Raw genomic sequence first — 24060 nt, forward strand, 5'->3', positions numbered from 1 at the left:
CCATGACGTATGCCATTGCTCTGAACTTCGAAGATGGGGTGACCCGCTTCATCGACTGCAAGGTGGGGGAAAAGGTGCTCGATGCCGCCTTCCGCCAACGCATCAACCTGCCCATGGACTGCTCGGACGGTGTGTGCGGCACCTGCAAATGCCGCTGTGAAACCGGCGCCTACGACTTGGGCGACGACTATATCGACGACGCGCTGAGCGCCGACGAAGCGCAGGCGCGCCAGGTACTGACCTGCCAGATGGTGCCGCAGTCCGACTGCGTGATCGCCGTGCCGGTGCCGTCCAGCGCCTGCAAGACCGGCACCACGCAGTTTGCCGCGACGCTGGCCGGCATCACCCGACATGCCGATGCCGCGCTGCAGGTGAGTTTCGAGCTGGACCAGGCGCCAGTATTCCTGCCCGGCCAGTACGTGAATATCAGCGTGCCCGACAGTGGGCAGACACGCGCTTACTCCTTCAGCAGTCGCCCGGGCGACACGCACGCCAGCTTCCTGATCAAGCACGTGCCCGGCGGGTTGATGAGCAGCTGGCTGGAGCACGCCCAGCCCGGCGACCGCGTGGCGATTACCGGCCCGCTGGGGAGTTTCTACCTGCGTGAGGTGGCGCGGCCGCTGCTGTTACTGGCCGGTGGTACCGGCCTGGCGCCGTTCCTGTCGATGCTTGAAGTGCTCGCGCAGCGCCAGGAAACCCGCCCAATCCGGTTGATCTACGGCGTAACGCGCGATCAGGACCTGGTGATGGTCGAGGCGTTGCAGGCTTTTTCCGCGCGTTTGCCCGACTTCAACCTGGTGACCTGCGTGGCTGATCCGCACACCACTCACCCGCGCCAGGGCTATGTGACCCAGCACATGGCCGACGAAGCCCTCAATGGCGGCGATGTCGACGTGTACCTGTGCGGTCCGCCGCCGATGGTCGATGCGGTGCGCGAGCACTTCAAGCAGCAGGGCGTGACCCCGGCCAGCTTCCATTACGAGAAATTCACCGCTAACGCCGTCGCCACGTGCGATGCCGCCTGAGGACTGCCGCATGACTCAACGGTTTAACAACAAGGTCGCGCTGGTCACCGGCGCTGCCCAAGGGATCGGCCGGCGTGTCGCCGAGCGCTTGCTGGAGGAGGGCGCCTGGCTGGTCGCGGTGGATCGCTCCGAGCTGGTGCATGAATTGCAGCATGAGCGAGCGCTGCTGCTGACCGCCGACCTGGAACACTACAGCGAGTGCGCGCGGGTGATGGCCGCCGCCACGGCGCGTTTCGGGCGCATCGACGTGCTGGTCAACAACGTCGGCGGGACCATTTGGGCCAAGCCCTTCGAGCATTACGCCGAGGCTGAAATCGAGGCCGAAGTGCGCCGCTCGCTGTTCCCTACGTTGTGGTGCTGCCATTGCGTGCTGCCCTACATGCTGGAGCAGGGCGCGGGCGCCATCGTCAACGTGTCTTCCGTGGCGACGCGTGGGGTCAATCGCGTGCCGTATGGCGCGGCCAAGGGCGGCGTGAATGCCTTGACGGCCTGCCTGGCCCTGGAGACTGCCGGCAGCGGGATCCGGGTCAACGCCACCGCGCCCGGCGGCACCGAGGCACCGCCACGGCGGATCCCGCGCAACAGCCAGCCGCAGAGCGAGCAAGAGCGTGTGTGGTACCAGCAGATCGTCGACCAGACCCTCGACAGCAGCCCGATGAAACGCTACGGCAGCATCGACGAACAAGCTGGCGCGATTCTGTTCCTGGCCTGCGACGAGGCCTCCTACATCACCGGCGTGACCTTGCCGGTGGGCGGCGGCGACCTCGGCTAAGGCTTTTTCCATCAGATGACACTGACTCACAACAACAATAAAGAGAGCACTGCCATGCGTAGCCATGATGTCCATTCGATTATCGATAATGCCCCGTTCAACCGCTTCCACTGGTTGATCGTGAGCCTGTGTGCCTTGCTGTTGATCTTTGACGGCTATGACTTGTTTATCTACGGCGTGGTCCTGCCGTCAATCATGCGCGAGTGGGGGCTGACGCCGTTGCAGGCTGGCGCCCTGGGCAGCTATGCGCTGTTCGGCATGATGTTCGGCGCGTTGATTTTCGGCACCCTGGCGGACCGTTTCGGGCGCAAGAAAGGCATCGTGTTCTGTTTCACCCTGTTCAGTCTGGCCACCGTGATCAATGGCTTTGCCAGCAGCCCAACCGAGTTCGGTATCTGCCGTTTTATCGCCGGGCTCGGCTGCGGCGGGTTGATGCCCAACGCGGCGGCGCTGATCAACGAATACGCGCCGAAGAAATTGCGCAGTACCTTGATGGCCTTCATGTTCAGCGGCTATTCCCTGGGCGGCATGCTCGCCGCCAGCGTGGGGATTTTCATGCTGCCGGCCTACGGTTGGCAGTCGATGTTTTTTGTGGCGGTGATTCCGCTGCTGCTGTTGCCACTGATTGTGTACTGGCTGCCAGAATCCATCGGCTTCCTGATCCGCCAGGGCCAACAAGACAAGGCTCGCGCGCTGCTTAATCGGTTGTCGCCAGGCACCAGGATCGAGGTCGACGATGCACTGGTGATCGTCGACAGCAACGGTAAAGGCGCCTCGGTGGTAGAGCTGTTCCGCCATGGCCTGGCGGTACGTACGGCGATGATCTGGGTCGCGTTTTTCTGCTGCCTGCTGATGGTCTACGCATTGAGTTCATGGCTGCCCAAGCTGATGGCCGGCGCCGGTTACAGCCTGGGGTCGAGCCTGTCGTTCCTGATCGCGCTGAACCTGGGCGGCATGGCCGGGGCGCTGCTCGGCGGCCGTTTGGGCGACCGCCTGAATCTGGTGAAAGTCGTGATCTGCTTCTTCGCCGCGGCCATGGTCTCGATCAGCCTGCTGGGCATCAACAGCCCGATGCCGGTTCTGTACCTGCTGATCTTCGTCGCGGGCGCCACCACCATTGGTACGCAGATCCTGCTGTACGCGGGGGCTGCGCAGCTTTACGGCTTGTCGATTCGCGCCACGGGCCTGGGCTGGGCGTCCGGCATCGGTCGCAATGGCGCGATTGTCGGCCCGCTGTTGGGCGGCGCGCTGATGGCGATCGAACTGCCTCTGCAACTGAATTTCATGGTCTTTGCGATCCCCGGCGCGATTGCGGCGCTGGCGATGACGGTATTTGCCCTGAATGAGCGGCGCACCCGTATTGCCATGCCCGTTGCCCCGGCGCTGTGACTGCCAAACCGTCGGCGTTGCTCTGGCAGTTGCATTCGAGCCCTCCAGAAGACGCCTAGAGACTGTCAGGGTCGCCAAAGAACATCTGAATCCGCGACCTCAACCACCGCTCCCCCGGATCATTATCCTGCGACCCACGCCACGCCATATGCAGCTCAAACGTGCGCACCGGCAACGGTGGGTCCTCGGCGCGCAAACCGCCCGCCGAGGTCAGTGCTTCGGCGGCGTAATCCGGCACGGTGGCGAGGATGTCGGTGCCGGCCAGCAGTGTGCCCAGCCCGTTGAATTGCGGCACGGCCAATACCACGTGGCGTTTGCGATCGAGTTTTTCCAGCTCTTCATCAATAAACCCGCTCAGGTCGCCTGCGAAGGACACGAGGGCGTGAGGGCGGGCGCAGAAGTCGTCGAGGCTCAGGGCGCCGGGCACGCTGTCGGCGCGCAGCAGTTTTGGCAGGCTGCGGCGCAGCACTTTGCGCTTGGCGTTGGCCGGCAGGTCGGCGGTGTAGCTGACGCCGATGGAAATTTCGCCGGAGGCGAGCAGGCCTGGCATCAGGATGTAGTTGACGCGGCGCACCACCAGCACGATGCCTGGCGCCTCGGCGCGCAGGCGTTTGAGCAGTTGCGGCAGCAAGGCGAATTCAACGTCGTCGGACAGGCCGATACGGAACACGGCGGTGCTGGTGGCGGGGTCGAACTCGGCAGCGCGGCTCACCGCGGTGGAGATCGAGTCCAGGGCCGGGGAGAGCAGGGCGAAGATTTCCACGGCACGTGCCGTCGGCTCCATGCTGCGCCCGGTACGTACAAACAGCGGGTCATCGAACAGCCCACGCAGACGCGACAACGCCGCGCTGATGGCCGGCTGGCCAAGGAACAATTTCTCGGCGGCGCGGGTCACACTGCGCTCATGCATCAAGGTTTCGAATACGATCAAGAGGTTAAGGTCGACACGACGCAGGTCGTTACGGTTCATCTTGTGTCCTGGAAGAGTCAGCTAACTTGACGTGAGCGGCCACATGTAAACAATGACCGGCATGAATCTTACGGGGAAAGGCTGGTACTCTGCACCGGATAATTGAGTTTTCCTACGATACTTGAGGCAAATGCCTCAGTTGCGGAATCAATGACAGACATGTCGACTATTAATGGCGACCGGTGGCCTTACCTGGAAAGCCCAGATAGAGTTCATGGCATTAGAGGTTACTTTGACGAGGTTTGCGATGTCCCGCACGATCCGTTTTCACAAGTTTGGTCCGGCCGAGGTGCTCAAATGCGAAGAGCATGCAGCCGCGCAGCCCGCACCGGGCGAAGTGCAGGTGCGTGTCGAAGCGATTGGCATCAGCTGGTATGACATTCTGTGGCGCCAGAACCTGGCGTCCTCCCATGCACGCTTGCCGTCCGGCCTTGGCCATGAGATGGCCGGTGTGGTGGTGGCCCTCGGTGAGGGCGTGGATGACTTGGCGGTAGGCGATAAGGTGGCCAGTTTTCCGGCCGAAAGCCCCAATGATTACCCGGTATATGGCGAGCAAATCGTATTGCCGCGCTCGGCGCTGACCCGTTATCCGGATGTGCTGAGCCCGATTGAAGCCAGCGTGCATTACACGCCGCTGTTGATCGCCTACTTTGCCTATATGGACCTGGCGCGGGTCAAACCCGGCCAATTTGCCCTGGTGACTGACGCCAGCCACTGTGCCGGCCCTTCGTTCGTACAACTGGGCAAGGCGCTGGGCGTGCGCGTGATCGCCGCCACCAAGGACAGCGCCGAGCGTGAATACCTGCTGTCGCTGGGGGCCGAGAAGGTCATCGTCACCGAAGAGCAGGACCTGCTGATGCAAATCAACAAGTTCACCGATAACCGCGGCGTGGATGTGGTGTTCGATGGCTTGGGCGGCCCGCAGATGTCATTGCTCGGTGATGTGCTGGCGCCCCGTGGCAGCCTGGTGCTCTACGGTTTGCAAGGCGGTAACCAGACGCCGTTCCCGGCCTGTGCAGCGTTCCAGAAGAACATCCAGTTCTTTGTGCACTGTATCGGTAACTTCACCGGTAAGCCGGAACTGGGCATCATTCAGGACCACGTCGCCTTGCAACGCGCATTGCGTGACATCAACCAACTGACGGCCGATCGCGTGCTTGTGCCGCTGAAAACCACCGTGTTTGCGTTCAACCAGTTTGTAGAAGCACACCGTTACATGGACGAATGCCCGTGCCGCGAGCGCGTTGCGTTGCAGGTTGAGGCTGTTTGAGGTGTAGGAAGATTCGTAAATGAGTTTTACAAACCCTCGGCGCATGGGGCAAATGCGCCATTTGAAAGGGTTGAATCCGCGCGTTGTCTGAAACGCGCAACGGCCGTCCGGTCCCGCAAACGATGCCCTTTTTCCCGCCGCCGCCCTGAAATTCAGCGCGGCGTTGTTGTGTCTGCGCCCTGCGTATTTGGCCCGGCAACTATCTGAACTGGTTTTCGGCCAGCTTCTGTATCTGTTAATCATTATTTCAGCCCTGATAATTGGTACTTCACTTTCAACTCAAGGACTGAGTAATGAATGATTGTCTGATTCGTCAGCAGGTACTTCCTGCAACTACGCGTGACGCCATTGCTATCAGGACGCGAGGTGATCGGCACGCCAAGGACTGGTTCCGATCGATGCATGACCGGAGATTGAAAATTGACAAGTTTTATTTGTCAGATGGATCTTTAAATTCGAGGTTAAAGAGTTGTAGGAGCTTGTCTGAATATTCCTAGGAGCGCTGCTGAAAATCGCTGGGATGCTTGTGGTACGGCTGTTCGACGCCAGCGCTGCCGTGCAAGGAGCCCCCTACGCGGTCCTTATCGATTTGTTACCGGGTGCTAGTGTTTATCTGTCGCACACACTGCGCCGCAGGCAACGTTCTTACACATGCAATAGATCGGACAACTACGCTCGGTAGTTGTTTTGAACTGATATTTCAACTCAGGTAGTAGAACTATGAGCGCTATTCACGAGCAGGCCATGAATTATGTTTACCAGCAAGTTCAACAACGCTTGGTTGGGTATTTCACACGCGCGGAGCGCACCGCACTTCAATTATTGATTCAGCGTATTGTCGTGGCCGCCGGCGGCATGGAACAAGTAGGCGATTACAAAGTGCTGGTGGCCCATGGCGGTGGCGAAGTCAGCAGCTACACCTTGGCGCTACTGCGTGCCGCACAGTTGAGTATTGCCGCACGTGCGCCCAGGACCTTCCAGTTACGGGTGGCAACGTTACGCCACGCGGGTATGACGCAAGAAACCCTCGACGCGATTCATCGCGGTTATAGCCGGCTGTTTTTCCATGATGACGAGCGGGTCGAGTTGTTGATGGTCGAAAACGAACAGGTGTTGCCCTTCAACCATCAGCGTCCGGCCTCCAGCCGTGGCTGTGAAGCTCACCAGCGCAACATGTTGATGGTGGGGCACCTGACCTCCGGCGATGTTCGCGCCACGCTGTGTAACGATGCCTACCTGGCACTGGGGGACTTTTATCAGCGTGTCACCGCCTGGAACGGTGGCGTGCACGCGCTGGTCAGCGGCGATTCCGCGCGCAAACAGAGCCAGCTGCTGGCCTGGCTGAAAAAAGCCGCCCAGGCCAAAAGCGTCAAGGCTGCCAAGGGTATACCGACGTCGCTTGGCGGGTTGTTCACGCGCATGGATGAGTGGAGCGGCGACTTCTACCGTGACCTGTACGGCGAGCACTATGTGCCCAAAGCTGACGTCAGCCCAGGCGGGTATCGCCACCTGGCCTATATCGGCATTGCCGACTTGCTCGAAGGCATCGACCGCGCGACTGCGCCGTTGCTCATCGACTTCATGGCTTACACGCCAGATCCGTTGGGCTTTCACTTTAGCCACCCAAGCTTTGCCAACCCACCGTTGATGGCGCACCTGCGCGGCCTGCAGGCCGAATGCCTGCGCGAGTTGCATTACGAGGAGGGCGTGGAGGAGTTCCTCGGGCAGGCGCGCAATTACCTGCGGCGTCGGCAGGTGCCCGAAGAGCTGGTGAACCAGGTCGCCAATCGCGGGGAGCGTGCGTTGTCGAGCAGCCTTGCCCAACAATTTTTCGGTCTGGACGAGAACCAGTTGGTCTGCCTGCTGTTTTCGCCTTTCATTCATCATGGCGAACGGCTGGAAGGCTATTTGCGTCAGTGCCACCCTGGCATGCTGGTGGCGTTGCCCGAGTTGCACAAGGTTTTGCAGGGTAAACCGGCAGCCGAGATGCTGCAGCAATGGGTCGCCGATGCCAGTGGGTTGCCGTTGCCTTTGCTCCAGCATCTGTACCGCAAGCGGCCGATGAACCTGGCCCTCGGCGGTGCCCGCAGCGCGCCTGTGCAAAGGTCTCAAGCCCGTGATGGCATGGCCTTTCAGCTGTCTGGGCGATGACGCTGCGGGGCGCACGGCAGGCTGACTTTGCTTATCAGGCGGTCTACCGCTACATGATCAGCCTGATTAACGAGGTGAGCACGGATACGCGCGTAAAGCTGCCGTCATTGCGCCAGTTATCCCAGCGACTCAACGTGTCGATCTCCACCATTCAATATGCGTATTCGTTGCTGGAAAAGGAGGGCAGGGTGTATTCGGTGGCCAAGTCGGGGTACTACGCCTGGCCGCTCGCCGGTGGACCCGTGGCGTGTCCCAGCGGGGATCTGCTCGAGCGTCTCTATGTGGCGTCCCGGCGCCCGGGCATGACAGTGCTCAGCGGCGATGAACCGGCCTTGCTGGCATCATTGGACGGCACCTTGCTGCGCCTGGAGCGCGAGTTGGTGCGCCAGTATCCTGGGCATCTGCAGCCTTGGTCACAGCCCTGCGGGGTGTGGGAATTAAGAGCCGCACTGGCGGCTCGCTACACCTCATCACCGACCCGCTGCTGGCATGCTGATGACGTGTACATCGGCGCGGACTTGCGCGGTGTGCTCGACATCCTTATCGAGGTATTGGGCTTGCGCGGTGCCTCGGTGGTGGTCGAGTCACCCTGCGAGTGGTCGATCCTGCGCCTGCTGCAGGATGCCGGGGTACGTGTCCTTGAACTGCCCTGGGGCGAGGATGGCCGCCTGGAACTGGCATTGCTTGAAGGGATGCTGCGTCACGAATCAGTGCAATTGGTCGTGCTGTCGTCGTCGATCAGCTTGCCGTCAGCCTTTGCCTTGCAGCCCCAAGACCGCCTGGAGGTGGCGCAACTGCTCGATCGGTACGATTGCTGGCTATTGGAAAACGATACCTGCGGCGAACTGGGATTCAAGCCGGCACCGGTTGCCCTGCGCGATCTGGTCAACCCTGAGCGGTTGGTGGTGTTTGCCTCTTTCGAGAAAATACTCGGGCCAGAGGCGCCGTTTGGCTACGTATTGTCGCGGCACTTAAGCGGTGAGTTGCAGCGCCAGTTCCTGCTGCGCTCGTTCCGGCTATCCTCAATTCGCCAGCGCGCGATTGCGCGCCTGTACCACAGCGGCAAGATCGACCAGCACTTGCACCACTTACGCCTTCTGCTGCGTGAGCAGGCGCGCGAAATGGGCGAACTTGTGGGTCGGCACCTGGGTGATCAAGTGACTTACCGAATGCCGGCGGGCGGGGCCACCTTTTGGTTGGGCGCCTCCCGGGCGGTGGACATGCGCAAGGCTTTCCACGCCTTGCTGGCCCGTCAGGTAGTCGTGGCGCCCGGTGAGTTGTTCAGCCTGTGCGGCTTGCATCACCAGCATCTGCGGTTGAGCAGCACCTTCCATGGGCAGCCCAACCTGGACATTGCCCTGGCCTTGGTGGGCGAGGCGCTGCGTGATGCACAGATCAGCTAGATGCATGAAATTTCTCTGTGTCTTGTAGGATCAATACCGTCGCGCAGTAGTCCAACTCTCAGTAAACTGTCATTTTTTCCGAATCCTTCTTTCTCGAGGTTTATGCATGACAATCAGTCCTTTTGCGGGCAAGCCGGCGCCAGCTCAGTTGCTGGTGGATATCCCGCGACTGGTCACGGCCTATTACACCGGCCAGCCTGATGCAGCGATCTCCACCCAGCGCGTGGCCTTTGGTACTTCCGGTCACCGTGGCAGCTCGTTCGAGCTGAGTTTCAACGAATGGCACGTACTTGCTATCAGCCAGGCTATTTGCCTGTACCGTGAAGCCCAGGGCATCAATGGTCCCTTGTTCGTCGGCCTGGACACCCACGCACTGTCGACTCCAGCGGGCGCGAGTGCCCTGGAAGTGCTGGCCGCCAACGGCGTGCACGTGATGCTGGCTGAAGGCGATGAATACACGCCGACCCCGGCCATCTCCCACGCCATCATTTGCTACAACCGTGGCCGTACCAGCGGCCTGGCAGACGGCATCGTGATTACGCCGTCGCACAACCCGCCACAAAGTGGCGGTTACAAGTACAACCCGCCCAATGGCGGCCCGGCCGATACCCACGTTACCAAGTGGATCGAAGCCAAGGCCAACGAGCTGCTGGCCAACAAACTGGCCGGGGTTAAACGCATTACCCACGGCCAGGCACTCAAGGCCGACACCACCCATCGCCATGACTACCTCAACAGCTATGTGGCCGACCTGGTCAATGTGATCGATATGGACGCCATCCGCAGCGCCGACCTGCGCCTGGGCGTGGATCCGTTGGGCGGAGCAGGGGTGCGCTACTGGTCGGCGATTGCCGAGCACTACCGTTTGAACCTGGACGTGGTGAACACCGAGGTCGACTCGACTTTCCGCTTCATGAGCGTCGACTGGGACGGCCAGATCCGCATGGACCCGTCCTCCAGCTATGCGATGCAAGGCTTGATCGGCCTCAAGGACCGTTTCGACGTCGCCTTCGCCTGTGACCCGGACCACGACCGCCACGGCATCGTTACGCCCTCGGGTGGCCTGCTGGCACCGAACAACTACCTCGCCGTGTCGATTGATTACCTGTTCCAGAACCGTGCGCAGTGGCGCGCCGATGCTGCGGTGGGCAAGACCGTGGTCAGCAGTGGCTTGATTGATCGGGTTGCGGCGCGTATCGGCCGTCGCCTGTTTGAGGTGCCAGTGGGCTTCAAGTGGTTTGCCGATGGCCTGTTCGAAGGCTCACTGGGCTTTGGCGGCGAAGAAAGCGCCGGCGCGTCGTTCCTGCGCAAGGACGGCACGGTGTGGAGCACCGACAAAGATGGCCTGATCCCGGCCTTGCTGGCCGCCGAAATGACCTCGCGCAAAGGCCAGGACCCCAGCCAGATCTACCGTGGCCTGACTGACGCGCTGGGCGAGCCGTTCGCGATTCGTGTCGACGCCAAGGCGACCCCGGCGCAGAAAGCGTTGCTGGGCAAGCTGTCGCCTGCGCAGGTCACCTCCACGCAACTGGCCGGGGAGAGCATCGAGCAGATCCTCAGCCACGCGCCGGGTAATAACCAGGCAATCGGCGGCTTGAAAGTGATGACCAAAAACGGCTGGTTCGCCGCACGGCCATCGGGCACCGAGGACATCTACAAGATCTACGCTGAAAGCTTTGTGGGTGAAGACCACCTCAAGCAGTTGGTGGAAGAGGCGCAGGTGCTGGTAGACGGCGCCATCAGTTCTAACTGACGCAATGTGGGAGCTGGCTTGCCTGCGATTGCATCAACTCTGTGTACCTGATGTACCGAGTTGTGCGCATCGCAGGCAAGCCAGCTCCCACAGTTGATTGGGTTCGGGCTGAAGGTCAGGCCAGGTCTACTAACACGATTTCGCTGTCTTCAACTGCTGTTACCCGCAACACCTGCTCATCTTCCACCGCCACACCGTCTCGCGCTTGCGCACGCAGGCCATTGACTTCAATGATTCCCGTCGCCGGCACCAGATACGCCCGGCGCCCGCTGTCCACCCGATACTCGGCGCTTTCCCCAGCCTTCAGGTTAGCCGCCACCAGGCGTGCGTCCGCCCGAATGCGCAAGCTTTCAGTGTCACCGGCCTTGCCGCTGGCCAGGGTCACAAAACCCTCGCGATTGCCCTTGGGAAACGGCTTGGCACCCCAGGAAGGCGGCAGCCCGGCTTCATTCGGGATGATCCAGATCTGGAAAATCTTGGCGGGCATGGCTTCCAGGTTGTATTCGCTGTGGGCAATCCCGGTGCCGGCACTCATGACCTGTACGTCGCCCGCTTCGGTGCGGCCTTTATTGCCAAGGTTGTCGGCATGGCTGATGGCACCTTCACGCACATAGGTGATGATTTCCATGTCGCGATGCGGGTGCTGCGGGAAGCCCGTGCCGGGCGCAATGATGTCGTCGTTCCACACCCGCAGGTTGCCCCAGTGCATGCGCTTGGGGTCGTGGTACTCGGCAAAGGAAAAGTGATGATGGGCGTCGAGCCAGCCATGATGGGCGCCGCCCAGGGTAGTGAAAGGTCGAAGTTCAAGCATGATGGGTCTCCTGTGGATGGTGGCTATCATCCAGCAGTACATGATCGATAAAAAGCGTAAAAAATGCCGGATTCCAATCTGTTTATTCGATTGATTGCTGGCGTTTTGACTTTTACTTCATCGCCTAACTGCATGACAACAAAGCAATTGGCTGGAACTGCGCGCCGATTCCGGCGACCATGGCACCTTCGCCAGAACCAACCTCATCGCTGGAGTCCGCGTGCCGCAACAAACGCCCGATCTGCCCCCCGAACTGCGTCCCCTGGCAGAAATGCCCCTGCTGAAACGGCTCGCCGCCCGTTTGTTTGGCCATGGCCTGACGCGTTTGCGTGCCCAGCATCGGTTTTCCTGGCTGCACGGCCAGGCGGACGGCTTTCGCAGCGGGCACGAAGCCGGCGTGGAATATGGCTATCGCGAAGGCAAGGCCGACGGCCTCGAGGAAGGTCGGCAGGTGTTGCTGATCCGCGACTTTCGCCCCGACGAGCACCGCGCACCGGGGGTGGATGACAGCTTGTTCGACGATTGGCGCTTGCCACTCACGGCCGACGTGAAGAAGCGCATGAAGGCTGACGTAGCACGTCTGCTACCGGCCCACGCCCAGCCCAGTGCCGCGCAATGGAAGATGATCTTCAGTGACACCCCATCGACCTCAGTGATTGCCGGTGCCGGGGCGGGTAAGTCCACCTCGCTGGTGCTGCGCATCCTCTTGCTTAACCACTATCTGGGCTTTGAGCTGAGTTCGATGACCGTGGTGACCTTCACCCGCGAATCGCGCAAAGACTTCATCAATAAGCTCATGGAAATTCTCGGCCTGTGGGGCCAGCCCCTTGGTTTCAAAGAAGCCCAGGCCGTGGTGCGTACCTTTCATTCGCGCATTCTGCCGATGGTGCGCAGCCTGCCGGGCTTCGAGCGGCTGCAAGCGTTTGAAAACCTCAGCAGCGGTTTCGACGATGCCGACAGCAACCCCTTCGACCTGCGTATCAGCGACGCCCAGCGCCAACAGATGAACACCTGTTATCACCGGCTGCATGGCCGCCATGCGCGCTTTCGCGAGCTGATCGCACCACTGGCCCGCCATGGCCTGCAACTCAAGGAACTGGAGCGCGACCACCCCGACGTGCAGAAACGCATCGCTGTCACCGAACTGGCAGCCAAGCGCGATGAAGAACTCTGCGACGTGATCGAGGACCTGTGGTTTCGCGCCGGCGCCTGGCCGATCAAGGGCATAGAGCCCAGTCGCCAGACCTTCGAAATCAATGGTGCGCAATTTCACTGCCACGGCTACATCCCGGAACTGGATACCTGGGTAGTACTGGGTTTTGATCCGCGGGAAAACGCTCAGATCAGCCGGCCAAATTCAAAGCTTTCAGTGCGCGCTGAGTGGGCGGTAAAGCGCACCTTGTTTCAAGCTTTCTGTCGCAAGCCATTGATATGGATCGATAACTACGAATCATCAAAGCGCCTTTTAAGCAGCCTGGCGGGCGATGCCAGCGCCGGGCCTGGATTTGATTACAAGGTCAAGGGCGAGCTGGCCTCGGCGCCGCTGTTGGACAGTTTCGTGATGGCGGCCGGGTTTATCGAGAATCTCGGGTTGGATGTGCCAACGGCTGTGGGTCAAATGAGCTTCGCCAAGGACGACCCGGACCGGGGCTACTTTGAAGCCTTGAGCATTTACTGGAAGGCGCTGGAAGATCATTTGCTCGATCAATCGCCGCCGATCATGACCTATAACCGCATGTTTTCGCTGTTCGGTGAGAACACCCCGGAGAACCTCAAGCTGCTCAGCGATCCACTGCTACGGCCGATGTCGCACCTGATGATCGACGAGTTCCAGGACGTATCGCCGCAGATCGTCTCGTGGATCCGCGCCAGCCTGCGCGAGATTCGCAGCCGTGGCCCGGCGATGCACGTAGGGCGCGGGGCGCAACGCTCGTCGTTGCTGTGCGTGGGTGATGACTGGCAGTCGATCTACGGCTGGCGCGGCAGTTCACCCAAGTACTTCATGGCGTTCAACCAGGAATTCCCGTCACCCAGCACCACCCGCGTGATGCTCAGCGAGAACTACCGCAGCCACCAGCACATCATCGACGCCGCCGAACATGTGGTACGCACGGCCCCGGCGATTCCCGGCAAGAAGGCCAAGGCCAGTGGCGAGCCCAAGGCTTTGGTGCCCGTCGTGGTGCTGGAACGGGACGACGCCGCACTGGGGCGGCAGTTGCTGGAGCACTATCAGCGCGGTAATACAGTGCTAATGCTTTATCGAAAAAGTAGCGATAAGTTATTGATACAAGAGCACATTCAGTCTGTAGTTAATGTGGATTCTAGCTTGAATCCACAGGATCGCCGACTCAAACAGCTGACTTATCACAGTGCCAAGGGCCTGCAAGCAGACGCGGTATTCCTGCTCGGGGATTGCCAGCACGTCACCAGCTCGCCTTACAAAAACCAGGTTTACCGCATGGCGGGCCTGGGCAAGGACGGCGACAGCGAGCCCTACGACAGCGCGCAGAAAGACGAAGTGCTGCGCCTGGCCTATGTCGGGATTACCCGGGCGGTGAGCCATTGCTACTGGTATGTGGAGAAGCCGGAAGGCCAGGGCGTGAATGTGCCCAGGGCTTCGGAGCGGGTCGATGGGCGCAAGGCGTTTTTTGATGACCAACGCAGCTAGCAGCTAAACACAGTACCCAATGTGTGGGCGGGCTTGCCCGCGATAGCAGTAGATCAGTTGGCAACTTTGCAAACTGACACTCCGCCATCGCGGGCAAGCCCGCTCCCACATTGGTTAAGATTTACCTGTTAAATAGGGTTCACGCCCGCAACGATAGCGGCGGCACAAAACACTCCAGCTCATCCTCCACCGCTTCGATGATGCGCTCCACATCGGCCGCATTCATCACCGTGGCGCAAGGAATGCCGGCAATCGCAATCAACGTCTCGCCACTGGCCCGGTCGAACAGGCGCGCAACCATACTGCCGGGGGCGTCCATACTCCCCTCGAAGCCCATCGGATGAAAATGCCAGCGCATCAGCTGGCAGGCGTTGGGAAATGTCACTTTGTTCATGTTGCCCACCTTGTTCATTGAGCGCTTCCTTTAGCTCGCGGCAGGGGGCCATGGCCTTCACTGGTCGTGGCATCAAGACCTTCAAAATAGCATTCGTTCGCAAGCGCGCGGTGACTTTTTAGGGGCCGTTCGGCAGTTCTTTAGCGATCATATGACGTGGATCATTTCTTACTCAAAACCAGGCAAAAGGCCATTAGTCAGAAGTTCCAATTGACCATTGAATGCCGCCGGCAAATTCGGCAATCTCCCAGGCATTCCCGCCGCAGAGCCTTCCATGCAGCCCGTCTTGAGTGAAGAGTACGAACAAACCCAAGCCACCGGCGATCTGGTGTTGCGCCATCACCTGTGCTGGCGCCATCGCGACCTGGATGGCGTGATGTCCTACTACCACCCCGACATTCAGTACCACGACTTTTTCCAAAACCGCGTGGTGGGTCAGGCCGAGTTGCGCGAGTACCTGCAAGCCAGCATGCCGCGTGGCGCCGACGAGGCGATTGAGCACATCGACCGTATTCGCGCCGACGGCGATACCGCGTTTATCCAGTACCGCATTACGCTGCGCGGCGGCCAGGGCCTGGTGTCATTTCGCACCAGTGAGGCGATTACCGTGCGCGATGGGTTGATCTGGCGCGTCAACGAGTACGCCTCCCTGGTGCATGAGCAGCCGACCCAAACCCTGCGCCCGACAGTCAGCCGCCTGGGCCTGTCGCCCCAACAATTGGGGCATATGGCCAACGATCTGCAGCAGTACTTCGAACTCAAGCAACCCTATCTCGACCCGGAGCTGGACCTGCAACGTGTGGCCAATGAGTGTGGCTACAGCCGCAACCAGATTTCCTACCTGCTCAACCAGGTGCTGGGGCAGAGCTTCTACCGTTACGTCAACCAGGCCCGGCTCCAACACCTGCTGGCTGCGCTGGACAAGGCTGTGCCGCCGATAAAGGTCGATGACCTGGCCTTTGCCGCCGGTTTTAATTCGCTGTCGGCGTTCTACAGCGCGTTCCGCCAGCACACCGGGCAATCGCCCAAGGCCTACGTCAAACAAATTTCTCTGCGTGCACGCGCGCAAGACAGCCCATAACGCCGCGCTCTAGGATCCAGCCTATCGAAATGAGGTTGGGGAGCTTGGCATGCCGGCATGGCGCAACATCAGTTTATGGATGGACCAGTTGGACGACCCGCTGGTGGCGCGGCCGTCCCTTGCGCACGACCTGGACGTCAATGTGGCGATTATCGGCGCCGGCTACACCGGGTTGTGGACCGCCTACTACCTCAAGCGCCAGGCTCCGGAGCTGAAGATTGCGATTATCGAAGCGCAGACAGCAGGCTTCGGTGCGTCTGGCCGCAATGGCGGCTGGCTGATGGGCAACCTGTTGGGCGAAGACCGCCTGCTGGCCGGCCTGTCAGCGCAACAACGGCGCGCCTCGTTTGACCTGTTGCATGGCATCCCCGACGAGGTCGCCCGGGTGCTGTCCCGTGAAGGCATCGACTGCGACTACCGCAAAGGCGGCGTGCTGTACTGCGCGGCGCGTTACCCGGAGCAGGAAGGCAGCCTGCGCCGTTACCTGGACACGCTCCACGCCCAGGGCCTTACCGAAGCGGACTACCGCTGGCTGAGCCCGCAACAGCTGGCCGAGCAAATCCGCATCGCCAAGCCGTATGGCGGTATCTATGCGCCCCATGTCGCAACCATCAACCCCGCCAAACTGGTACGCGGCCTGGCGCGGGTGGTGGAGAGCATGGGCGTGACGATCTATGAGAACAGCCCGGTCACCCATTGGCAGTCCGGCAGCGTGCGCACGGCCAATGCCAGCGTGCGCGCCGCGTGGGTAGTGCCGGCGGTTGAGGGTTACGCCACCACATTGCCGCCGCTGGGGCGCTATCAGTTACCGGTGCAAAGCCTGATTGTCGCCACTGAGTCGTTGCCGGCCAGCACCTGGGATGAAATTGGCTTGAGCCGAGGCCAGGCCTTTGGCGAAAGCAGCCGCCAGGTCACCTACGGCCAGCGTTCGGCGGATGACCGCCTGATATTCGGTGCCCGGGGCGGCTATCAGTTCGCCGGCAAGCTGCGCCATAACTTCGACCTGACCACCGACGAAGTGGAGCTGCGCCGCTACCTGTTCAGCGAACTCTTCCCACAGCTCAAACACGTCAGGATTACCCACTCCTGGGGCGGCAACCTCGGCATGTCGCGCAACTTCCGGCCGCACATGCTCTGCGATCACACCACCGGCATCGCGCTGTCCGGTGGTTATGGCGGGGAGGGCGTAGGTGCCACCAACCTCGGAGGCCGCACCCTGGCCGACATGATTCTGGGCCTCGATACGCCGCTGACCACCCAGCCCTGGGTGATTCGCGAGCGTGGCCTGGACGCGCTCAAGGCCTGGGAGCCCGAACCCTGCCGCTGGCTGGGTTACAACGCGATCATTCGCAGTTTTGTCCATGAAGACCAGGTGCTGGCCAACCCCAACAGCGCGCCGTGGCGGCGCAAATTGGCGACCGGCGTGGCCGGGTTCATGGAAGGTTTCATGCACTGAGACGTTTCACTCACACGGGAAAACCCATGAGCATCACTCACTTCAAAGACGCGCTGAACGCCCACCTGCCGGACTCGTCACCGGTGGCCGTGCCCTTGGGCGAGCCTATCGCCGTAGCCTCGACCTTAAGTGTTGAGCGCAACGATGGCGTCGAAACCGGCATTTGGGAATGCACCCCAGGCCGCTGGCGTCGGCAGATCAAATCCCAGGAGTTTTGCCACTTTATCCAGGGCCGCTGCACCTTCACCCCCGACAACGGTGAAGTCGTTCACCTACACGCCGGCGATGCACTGATGTTGCCGGCCAACAGCACCGGTATCTGGGACATCCACGAGACCGTGCGCAAGACCTACGTGTTGATTCTGTAACGCTTTGATCCTTGATCGCCTGCCATAAAAACAGCCCTAAAACCGCCAGGAAATCGAACCATGAAAGCCATTGCCCTGTTGCCCATGATGTTGGTGGCCTCTATCAGTCAGGCCGCCGAGACGGTGAAGATCTACAACTGGTCGGACTACATCGCGCCGGACACCACCAAGAACTTCCAGAAAGAAACCGGTATCGGTTTTACCTACGACGTATACGACAGCAACGAAACCCTCGACGGCAAGTTGATGACCGGCAAATCCGGCTATGACGTGGTGTTTCCGTCCAACCACTTCATGGCTCGGCAGATCCAGGGCGGCGCCCTTAAAAAACTCGACAAGAGCCAGCTGCCCAACTGGAAAAACCTCAACCCGGTGCTGCTCAAGGCTCTGCAAAACAACGACCCGGGCAACGAGCATGGTTTCCCGTACCTGTGGGGCAGCACCGGCATCGGCTACAACATCGACAAGGTCAAGGCGGTGCTCGGCGACAACGCGCCGGTGGATTCCTGGGACTTGATCTTCAAACCCGAGAACATGGCCAAGCTGCAAAAATGTGGCGTGGCGATTCTCGACAACGGCCCGGAACTGCTGCCGGCGGCGCTTAATTACCTGGGCCTGCCGCCCCACAGCAAGAAGGCCGAGGACTACAAAAAGGCTGAAGGCCTGTTGATGAAAGTGCGTCCGTATGTGGCCTACTTCCATTCCTCGAAGTACACCGCCGACCTGGCCAATGGCGACATCTGCGTGGCTGTCGGCTTCTCCGGCGACATCCTGCAGGCCGAAAGCCGCGCCAAGGAAGCCAGGAACGGTGTGAATATCGGCTACAACATTCCCAAGGAAGGCGCCGCGATCTGGTTCGATATGGTCGCCATGCCGGCCGATGCCCCGGATGAAAAAGCCGGTTACGCGTTCATGAACTACCTGCTGCGCCCGGAGGTGATGGCCAGCATCACCAACTACGTGCACTACGCCAACGGCAACGCGGCGGCTGACAGCCTGGTAGACCCTGCAATCAAGGCCGACACCAAGGTGTACCCAAGCCCGGAAATGATGGGCAAGTTGTTTGCCCTGGAAGCAATGCCGCTGAACATCGACCGGATTCGCACGCGGGTGTGGAACACCATTCGTACCGGGCGCTAGGGGTTACACCGAGCCCCTGTGGGAGCTGGCTTGCCTGCGATTGCGACCTGTCCGTAGGCTAGTGGGTGACTGACACACCGCTATCGCGGGCAAGCCCACATTTTGACTGTGCAATGCCGGTTTTCAGGGGTTTTCCAGATCATGCCCCAACGACTGGATAAACAACGAAAACAGTTCCGGCTGCGACGAAATATCCAGCTTTGCGTACAGGTGCCGCCGATGCACCTTGACCGTGTCCGGCGAGATTTTCAAACGCTCGGCCATGGCCTTGGACGAGAACCCACGCAGCACCAGGCGCGCCACTTCCAGCTCGCGCTCCGACAGTACACCGCTGCCAAAATGGCTCAGCGCATCGCGAATCTGCGTGTCCATCGCCGGTACACGCTGGGTGCTTTGCTGCCAGTGCTGCTGCATCAGCGGCAGCACCCAGGCCGCCAGTGTGGTCATCAACCCGGTCTCTTCAAAGTTGAAGCGTCGCTGCATGCCCAGCGACAAAGACAGCGTGCCTGTACCCGGTAACTGCAGAATGAATTGCACCTCGTCTTCCAACACGTTGTCGTGGAAGTAGTTGAGGAAGTATTCACTCTGGCGAAAATGGTCCGGTGCCACTTCCTCCAGGCGATACACGCCGCTGGCATAACCTTCGCGGTACGCCTGGTAAAACGGGTCGATCAGGTACAGGCCATTGAGGTACACCAGCATCGAGGCCGGTTTACTGCTGGGCTGGGCGTCGTATTCTTCCAGGGCCACGGGCGGGCCATCGAGGGGGTAAAAAATCGCCAGGGCGTTATCGAACGGCAGGCATTGGTGCAGCAACAGCACCAACTGCTTCCAGAAGTGCTCGGTGCCCAGGTGTGCGACGGTGCGGCCCAGGCCTGCGTGCATGCCGACCTCTCTGAACAGGCTCATAAACACGGCTCCAGCCCTCAATAGATCAGCCAAGGGTTCGGCTTTTGCCGAGTATCGTCAAGGGGAGTACGCCAATAGGGGAATTGGCCCGCATAAACACAGCGTTTACTTTGCCGTCATCCAGCGAGAAACATATCTCGCAACCGCCCGACTTTTTTCGTTTCTGCCTCCTACCAAAAATAACGACAGAGGATAACGATATGAGTGCTTCCCCCGCGCCAGACGGCGTGCTCAAGCCAACGCTGAGTGTTTTCGATGTGGTGGCCATCACGGTTTCGGCGGTCACGCCGGCCAGCTCCGTATTCGTGATTGCGCCGTTTGCCATCCAGCAGGCGGGCAGTGGTGTGTTCATGGCGTTTGTGATGGCGGCCTTGCTCGCGCTGATGTTCGCCTTCTGTTACGCCGAACTCGGTCGCGCCCATAACAGCGCCGGTGGTGAATATGTGTATGCCAAGCGAGTGTTTGGCGGCATGGCCGGTTATGCGACGTTTCTGACGGTGCTGGTGATGCTGTTGTTTATCCCGCCGGTCTTGGCCACAGGGGCCGCGACGTACCTGAATAACGCCCTGGGCACAAAATTCGACTCGCAAACCGTCGCCCTGGTGATCGTGGTGTGCAGCTACGCCCTGGGCATCCTCAATATCAAGCTCAATGCCTGGATTACCGGCACCTGCCTGCTGTTGGAAGTGGCGGCGTTGCTGGTGATCGTGTTTATCGGCTTTGGTAATCCCGTGCAGCCCGCCAGCGTGCTGTTCCAGCCGCAGATCGTCGAAAACGGCGTGCTGCACCTGGCGCCCTGGGCATTGGTGATTGGCGCCGTCGGCATCGGCCTGTTCTCGTTCAATGGGTATGGTCCTGCGGTATTGCTGGCCGAAGACATGAAGTGCGGTGGCAAAGGCGTGCACAAAGCGGTGCTGTGGTCGCTGGGGTTGGTGGTGGTGATCGAGCTGGTGCCGATCACGGCACTGCTGATCGGCGCGCCGTCGCTGAGCGCGATGATCAGCAGCCCTGACCCGATTGGCTATCTGCTGACCAGCCACGGCAATGAAACCCTGTCACGCCTGGTCAGCGCCGGGATCTTCCTGTCGGTGTTCAACGCGATTGTCGCCATCGTCATCCAGATTGGTCGAGTGGTGTTCAGCAGCGGCCGCGATGCGCTGTGGACGCCGCGCATCAACGCGCTGTTCACGCGTATTCACCCGCGCTGGGATTCCCCATGGCTGGCGACGCTGTTCCTGGCGGTGCCTTCGGCGCTGTTGAGTTTCAGCTCGAACCTGGCGGACCTGACGTCCTTCAGTGTATTGCTGATCATCCTGGTGTACCTGGTGGTGGCGTTGAGCGCGCTGATGAGCCGGGTGCTGCTGCGTGATCGCGAGCACCCTTATCGCATGCCGTTATGGCCGCTGCCGGCAGTGCTGGCGGTACTGGGCGCCGGTTACCTGCTGGTGACCCTGATCGCCGCGGCGTCGGTGCGCGACATCATGATCATCATCGGCTTGCTGGCCTTGTCGGTGATTTTGTATTGCATCACTGGCCGGACGAGTCCGGCGTTTCAGAAATTGTAAGGAGTGGGTATGCGAGCACGTCAACTGGGCATTACGTTAGGGCTGGGCACGCCCGGCAAATTGAATGCCATCACCGATGTTCCCGGTGTCCGGGTGGGGCACGCCACGCTCAAGACCAGCATCGACGGCAAGCAGGTGCGCACCGGCGTCAGCGTGATCCAGCCGCGCGCCGGGGAGGCGCGACAGCAACCGTGTTTCGCCGGCTACCACGTGCTCAACGGCAATGGCGACGCCACCGGCCTTGAGTGGATCAGCGAAGCGGGGCTGCTGACCACACCCATCGCTATCACCAACACCCACAGCATCGGGATTGTGCGTGACAGCCTGATCGCCCTGGAGCGCGAGCGCCTGGCGGACCCGGCGGTGTACTGGTGCATGCCGGTGGTGATGGAAACCTACGACGGCCTGCTCAACGATATCTGGGGCCAGCACGTCAAGCCTGAACATGTGCGCCAGGCGCTGGACGCGGCCGAGGGCGGCCCGGTGCAAGAGGGCGCAGTCGGCGGGGGCACCGGCATGATCTGCCATGAGTTCAAGGGCGGCATCGGCACCGCATCCCGGCGTGTGCCAGAGGAGCAGGGCGGTTGGACCGTCGGCGTGCTGGTGCAGGCCAACCATGGCAAGCGCCAGGAGCTGCGCGTGGATGGCTACCCGGTCGGGCGCCAGTTGATGGACATTCCATCACCCTTCGCCGAGCGCGGCACGCCGGGCATGGGTTCGATCGTGGTGATCATCGCCACCGACGCGCCGTTGCTGCCCCATCAATGCCAGCGCCTGGCGCAACGCGCCTCCATCGGTATCGCGCGCACGGGTGGCGGTACCGAGGATTCCAGTGGCGACCTGTTCCTGGCCTTCGCCACCGGCAATCACGGCCTGCCACCGGCAGATTACGGGCGCAAGGACCTGGCACTCAGCAGCGTATTGCGCATGGTCAACAACGACCATATTTCGCCCTTGTTCAGTGCCGCCGCAGAGGCGGTGGAGGAGGCGATTATCAACGCGATCCTGGCGGGCGAGGACATGACGACGGAAGACGGCATCACGGTGCCCGGACTTGCCGACGAAGTATTAATCGGCGCGTTAAACAAGTGCGGCTGGAGTCTGTCCCGGTAATGGGGGGCACGCACTTTAATAGTGCGGGTGATGGCTCTTTAATATTGAACTATGACACCGTGTCAATATATTGGATCCATTATTAAAGAGGGCCGCTCAGCAAGAGCGGCTTTACCGCTATTTAATATTTAAATAACAGTCGGCGGCGATTTGCGGCGCTAGCGCAATTACCCCCAGCAAACGCTGTGTGCGACTTCCTTAAGTTGAATCTACGTCACATTTTTGTTGCGGAAATATTTGTAGACGAAAGATTTCAAGTTGTGTCAGTTTCGATACGCCTTCAAAAGAGGCGAGTGATAGGACGATCCTCGCCCGCGAGGTTCCTATCGAACAAAGACTGATGCACTTGCAAACAAGGAAGTACGTTTATGTCAAAAGTAAAAGACAAAGCTATTGTATCTGCCGCGCAAGCCAGCACTGCTTACTCGCAAATCGATAGCTTCAGCCATCTGTATGACCGTGGCGGTAACCTCACGGTCAATGGAAAGCCCTCGTTCACAGTGGACCAGGCCGCCGACCACCTGTTGCGCGAGAATGCTGCGTATCGGGACATTGATGGCAACGGCAAGATCGACCTCACCTACACCTTCCTGACCTCGGCTTCCTCGGCCACCATGAACAAACATGGCATCTCCGGGTTCAGCCAGTTCAACACCCAGCAGAAAGCACAGGCCGCATTGGCCATGCAATCCTGGGCGGATGTGGCCAACGTCACCTTCACCGAGAAATCCTCGGGCGGTGACTTCCACATGACCTTTGGCAACTACAGCAGCGGCCAGGATGGCGCAGCGGCCTTCGCTTACCTGCCTGGCACCAATGCCAAGTACAACGAGAGCGGGCTGGACGGTACTTCCTGGTACCTGACCAACAACAGTTACACACCGAACAAGACCCCGGACCTGAACAACTATGGCCGGCAGACCCTGACCCACGAAATCGGGCACACCCTGGGCCTCGATCACCCTGGCGACTACAACGCCGGGACCGGCAACCCTTCGTACAAAGACGCGGACTATGGACAGGACACGCGTGGCTACAGCGTCATGAGTTACTGGAGCGAGAGCAACACCAACCAGAACTTCAGTAAAGGCGGGGTCGAAGCCTATTCGTCCGGCCCGCTGATCGACGACATTGCCGCGATCCAGAAGCTCTACGGCGCCAACTACGCCACCCGCGCCGGCGACACCACCTACGGTTTCAACTCCAACACCGGGCGTGACTTCCTCAGCGCCACGTCCAATGCCGACAAGCTGGTGTTCTCGGTATGGGACGGTGGCGGCAACGACACCCTGGACTTCTCCGGTTTCACCCAAAACCAGAAGATCAACCTCAATGAGGCCTCGTTCTCCGACGTTGGCGGCCTGGTGGGCAACGTGTCCATCGCCAAGGGCGTTACCATCGAGAACGCGTTCGGCGGTTCGGGCAATGACCTGATCATCGGCAACAACGCCGCCAACATCATCAAAGGCGGTGCCGGCAACGACATCATCTACGGCGGTGGCGGTGCGGACCAACTATGGGGCGGCGCCGGCAATGACACCTTCGTGTACGGTGCCAGTTCCGACTCCAAGCCGGGTGCGGCGGACAAGATCTTTGACTTCACCTCCGGTTCGGACAAGATCGACCTGTCCGGCATCACCAAAGGTGCAGGCTTGAGCTTCGTCAATGCATTCACCGGGCATGCCGGCGATGCTGTACTGAGCTATGCCTCGGGTACTAACCTGGGCACCTTGGCGGTGGACTTCTCCGGGCACGGCGTGGCGGACTTCCTCGTCACCACCGTCGGCCAGGCAGTCTCCAGCGACATCGTAGCCTGATGTAA

The 24060-nt window shown here is 60.4% G+C and carries 19 protein-coding genes; 15 read left to right on the top strand and 4 right to left on the bottom strand.

Features of this window, described 5'->3' with window-relative positions; genetic code table 11:
* Positions 1-2: 2 nt before the first annotated feature.
* The 3 genes from benC to GIW48_RS14770 are packed head-to-tail and all read left to right on the top strand — an operon-like array spanning position 3 to position 3186.
* Positions 3-1025 (top strand): benzoate 1,2-dioxygenase electron transfer component BenC, encoded by a 1023-nt coding sequence (gene benC / locus GIW48_RS14760; RefSeq protein ID WP_236460693.1) that lies wholly within the window; start codon positions 3-5, stop codon positions 1023-1025.
* Positions 1026-1035: 10 nt separating this feature from the next.
* Complete coding sequence (locus GIW48_RS14765) at positions 1036-1797, top strand: 1,6-dihydroxycyclohexa-2,4-diene-1-carboxylate dehydrogenase (protein WP_099549812.1); 762 nt, start codon at positions 1036-1038, stop codon at positions 1795-1797.
* Positions 1798-1851: 54 nt separating this feature from the next.
* Positions 1852-3186 carry an MFS transporter gene (locus GIW48_RS14770; protein ID WP_186616927.1) on the top strand — a complete coding sequence of 445 codons (1335 nt, stop codon included), beginning with the start codon at positions 1852-1854 and terminating at the stop codon, positions 3184-3186.
* Positions 3187-3241: 55 nt separating this feature from the next.
* Here the strand turns inward: GIW48_RS14770 and GIW48_RS14775 are convergent, their stop codons facing one another.
* Positions 3242-4156, bottom strand: a complete 915-nt coding sequence (locus GIW48_RS14775; RefSeq protein WP_225933053.1) for a LysR family transcriptional regulator — start codon at positions 4154-4156, stop codon at positions 3242-3244.
* A 247-nt stretch (positions 4157-4403) separates the two neighbouring features.
* On the opposite strand from GIW48_RS14775, the gene GIW48_RS14780 reads away from it, so the two are divergent.
* The 4 genes from GIW48_RS14780 to pgm all read left to right on the top strand — a co-directional run bounded on the left by GIW48_RS14780 (position 4404) and on the right by pgm (position 10733).
* Positions 4404-5426 (top strand): zinc-dependent alcohol dehydrogenase family protein, encoded by a 1023-nt coding sequence (locus GIW48_RS14780; protein ID WP_017135574.1) that lies wholly within the window; start codon positions 4404-4406, stop codon positions 5424-5426.
* A gap of 720 nt (positions 5427-6146) precedes the next feature.
* On the top strand, positions 6147-7577 hold the full coding sequence (locus tag GIW48_RS14785; protein ID WP_099549800.1) for a hypothetical protein: 1431 nt from the start codon (positions 6147-6149) through the stop codon (positions 7575-7577).
* Complete coding sequence (locus GIW48_RS14790) at positions 7574-8980, top strand: aminotransferase-like domain-containing protein (protein ID WP_236460691.1); 1407 nt, start codon at positions 7574-7576, stop codon at positions 8978-8980. Before GIW48_RS14785 ends, GIW48_RS14790 begins: the two co-directional genes overlap by 4 nt.
* A gap of 106 nt (positions 8981-9086) precedes the next feature.
* Positions 9087-10733, top strand: coding sequence for a phosphoglucomutase (alpha-D-glucose-1,6-bisphosphate-dependent) (pgm, locus tag GIW48_RS14795; protein WP_236460690.1), 1647 nt, complete (start codon positions 9087-9089; stop codon positions 10731-10733).
* 115 nt (positions 10734-10848) lie between these two features.
* On the opposite strand, the gene GIW48_RS14800 is transcribed toward pgm, so the two are convergent.
* Positions 10849-11544: a pirin family protein gene (locus tag GIW48_RS14800; RefSeq protein WP_236460689.1), complete on the bottom strand. Its 696-nt coding sequence runs from the start codon at positions 11542-11544 to the stop codon at positions 10849-10851.
* Positions 11545-11764: 220 nt separating this feature from the next.
* Here GIW48_RS14800 and GIW48_RS14805 point away from each other — a divergent pair, with 220 nt between their 5' ends.
* Complete coding sequence (locus GIW48_RS14805) at positions 11765-14212, top strand: UvrD-helicase domain-containing protein (protein WP_236460688.1); 2448 nt, start codon at positions 11765-11767, stop codon at positions 14210-14212.
* Between the two features lie 139 nt (positions 14213-14351).
* Here GIW48_RS14805 and GIW48_RS14810 read toward each other — a convergent pair whose 3' ends face one another.
* A complete protein-coding gene (locus tag GIW48_RS14810; RefSeq protein ID WP_026013572.1) occupies positions 14352-14624 on the bottom strand; it encodes a DUF1652 domain-containing protein in 273 nt (90 codons plus the stop codon).
* Between the two features lie 256 nt (positions 14625-14880).
* Between GIW48_RS14810 and GIW48_RS14815 the strand changes: the two genes are divergently transcribed.
* From GIW48_RS14815 to GIW48_RS14830, 4 genes are read left to right on the top strand one after another with little or no spacing between them, the layout of a single operon-like run.
* Complete coding sequence (locus tag GIW48_RS14815) at positions 14881-15687, top strand: helix-turn-helix transcriptional regulator (RefSeq protein ID WP_099549795.1); 807 nt, start codon at positions 14881-14883, stop codon at positions 15685-15687.
* 49 nt (positions 15688-15736) lie between these two features.
* Positions 15737-17143 (top strand): NAD(P)/FAD-dependent oxidoreductase, encoded by a 1407-nt coding sequence (locus GIW48_RS14820; protein WP_236460687.1) that lies wholly within the window; start codon positions 15737-15739, stop codon positions 17141-17143.
* Positions 17144-17169: 26 nt separating this feature from the next.
* Complete coding sequence (locus GIW48_RS14825) at positions 17170-17511, top strand: cupin domain-containing protein (protein ID WP_017135584.1); 342 nt, start codon at positions 17170-17172, stop codon at positions 17509-17511.
* A 60-nt stretch (positions 17512-17571) separates the two neighbouring features.
* Positions 17572-18651 (top strand): polyamine ABC transporter substrate-binding protein, encoded by a 1080-nt coding sequence (locus tag GIW48_RS14830; RefSeq protein ID WP_186616915.1) that lies wholly within the window; start codon positions 17572-17574, stop codon positions 18649-18651.
* Between the two features lie 123 nt (positions 18652-18774).
* Here GIW48_RS14830 and GIW48_RS14835 read toward each other — a convergent pair whose 3' ends face one another.
* Positions 18775-19560: a helix-turn-helix transcriptional regulator gene (locus tag GIW48_RS14835; protein WP_017135586.1), complete on the bottom strand. Its 786-nt coding sequence runs from the start codon at positions 19558-19560 to the stop codon at positions 18775-18777.
* Positions 19561-19760: 200 nt separating this feature from the next.
* On the opposite strand from GIW48_RS14835, the gene GIW48_RS14840 reads away from it, so the two are divergent.
* From GIW48_RS14840 to GIW48_RS14850, 3 genes are all read left to right on the top strand, one after another.
* Positions 19761-21125 (top strand): APC family permease, encoded by a 1365-nt coding sequence (locus tag GIW48_RS14840; protein WP_017135587.1) that lies wholly within the window; start codon positions 19761-19763, stop codon positions 21123-21125.
* 9 nt (positions 21126-21134) lie between these two features.
* A complete protein-coding gene (locus GIW48_RS14845; protein ID WP_099549790.1) occupies positions 21135-22238 on the top strand; it encodes a DmpA family aminopeptidase in 1104 nt (367 codons plus the stop codon).
* A 368-nt stretch (positions 22239-22606) separates the two neighbouring features.
* Positions 22607-24055: a serralysin family metalloprotease gene (locus tag GIW48_RS14850; RefSeq protein ID WP_099549789.1), complete on the top strand. Its 1449-nt coding sequence runs from the start codon at positions 22607-22609 to the stop codon at positions 24053-24055.
* Positions 24056-24060: the final 5 nt, after the last annotated feature.

Source organism: Pseudomonas sp. PA-6-3C (assembly GCF_021605825.1).
Taxonomy (GTDB): Bacteria; Pseudomonadota; Gammaproteobacteria; order Pseudomonadales; family Pseudomonadaceae; genus Aquipseudomonas; species Aquipseudomonas edaphica.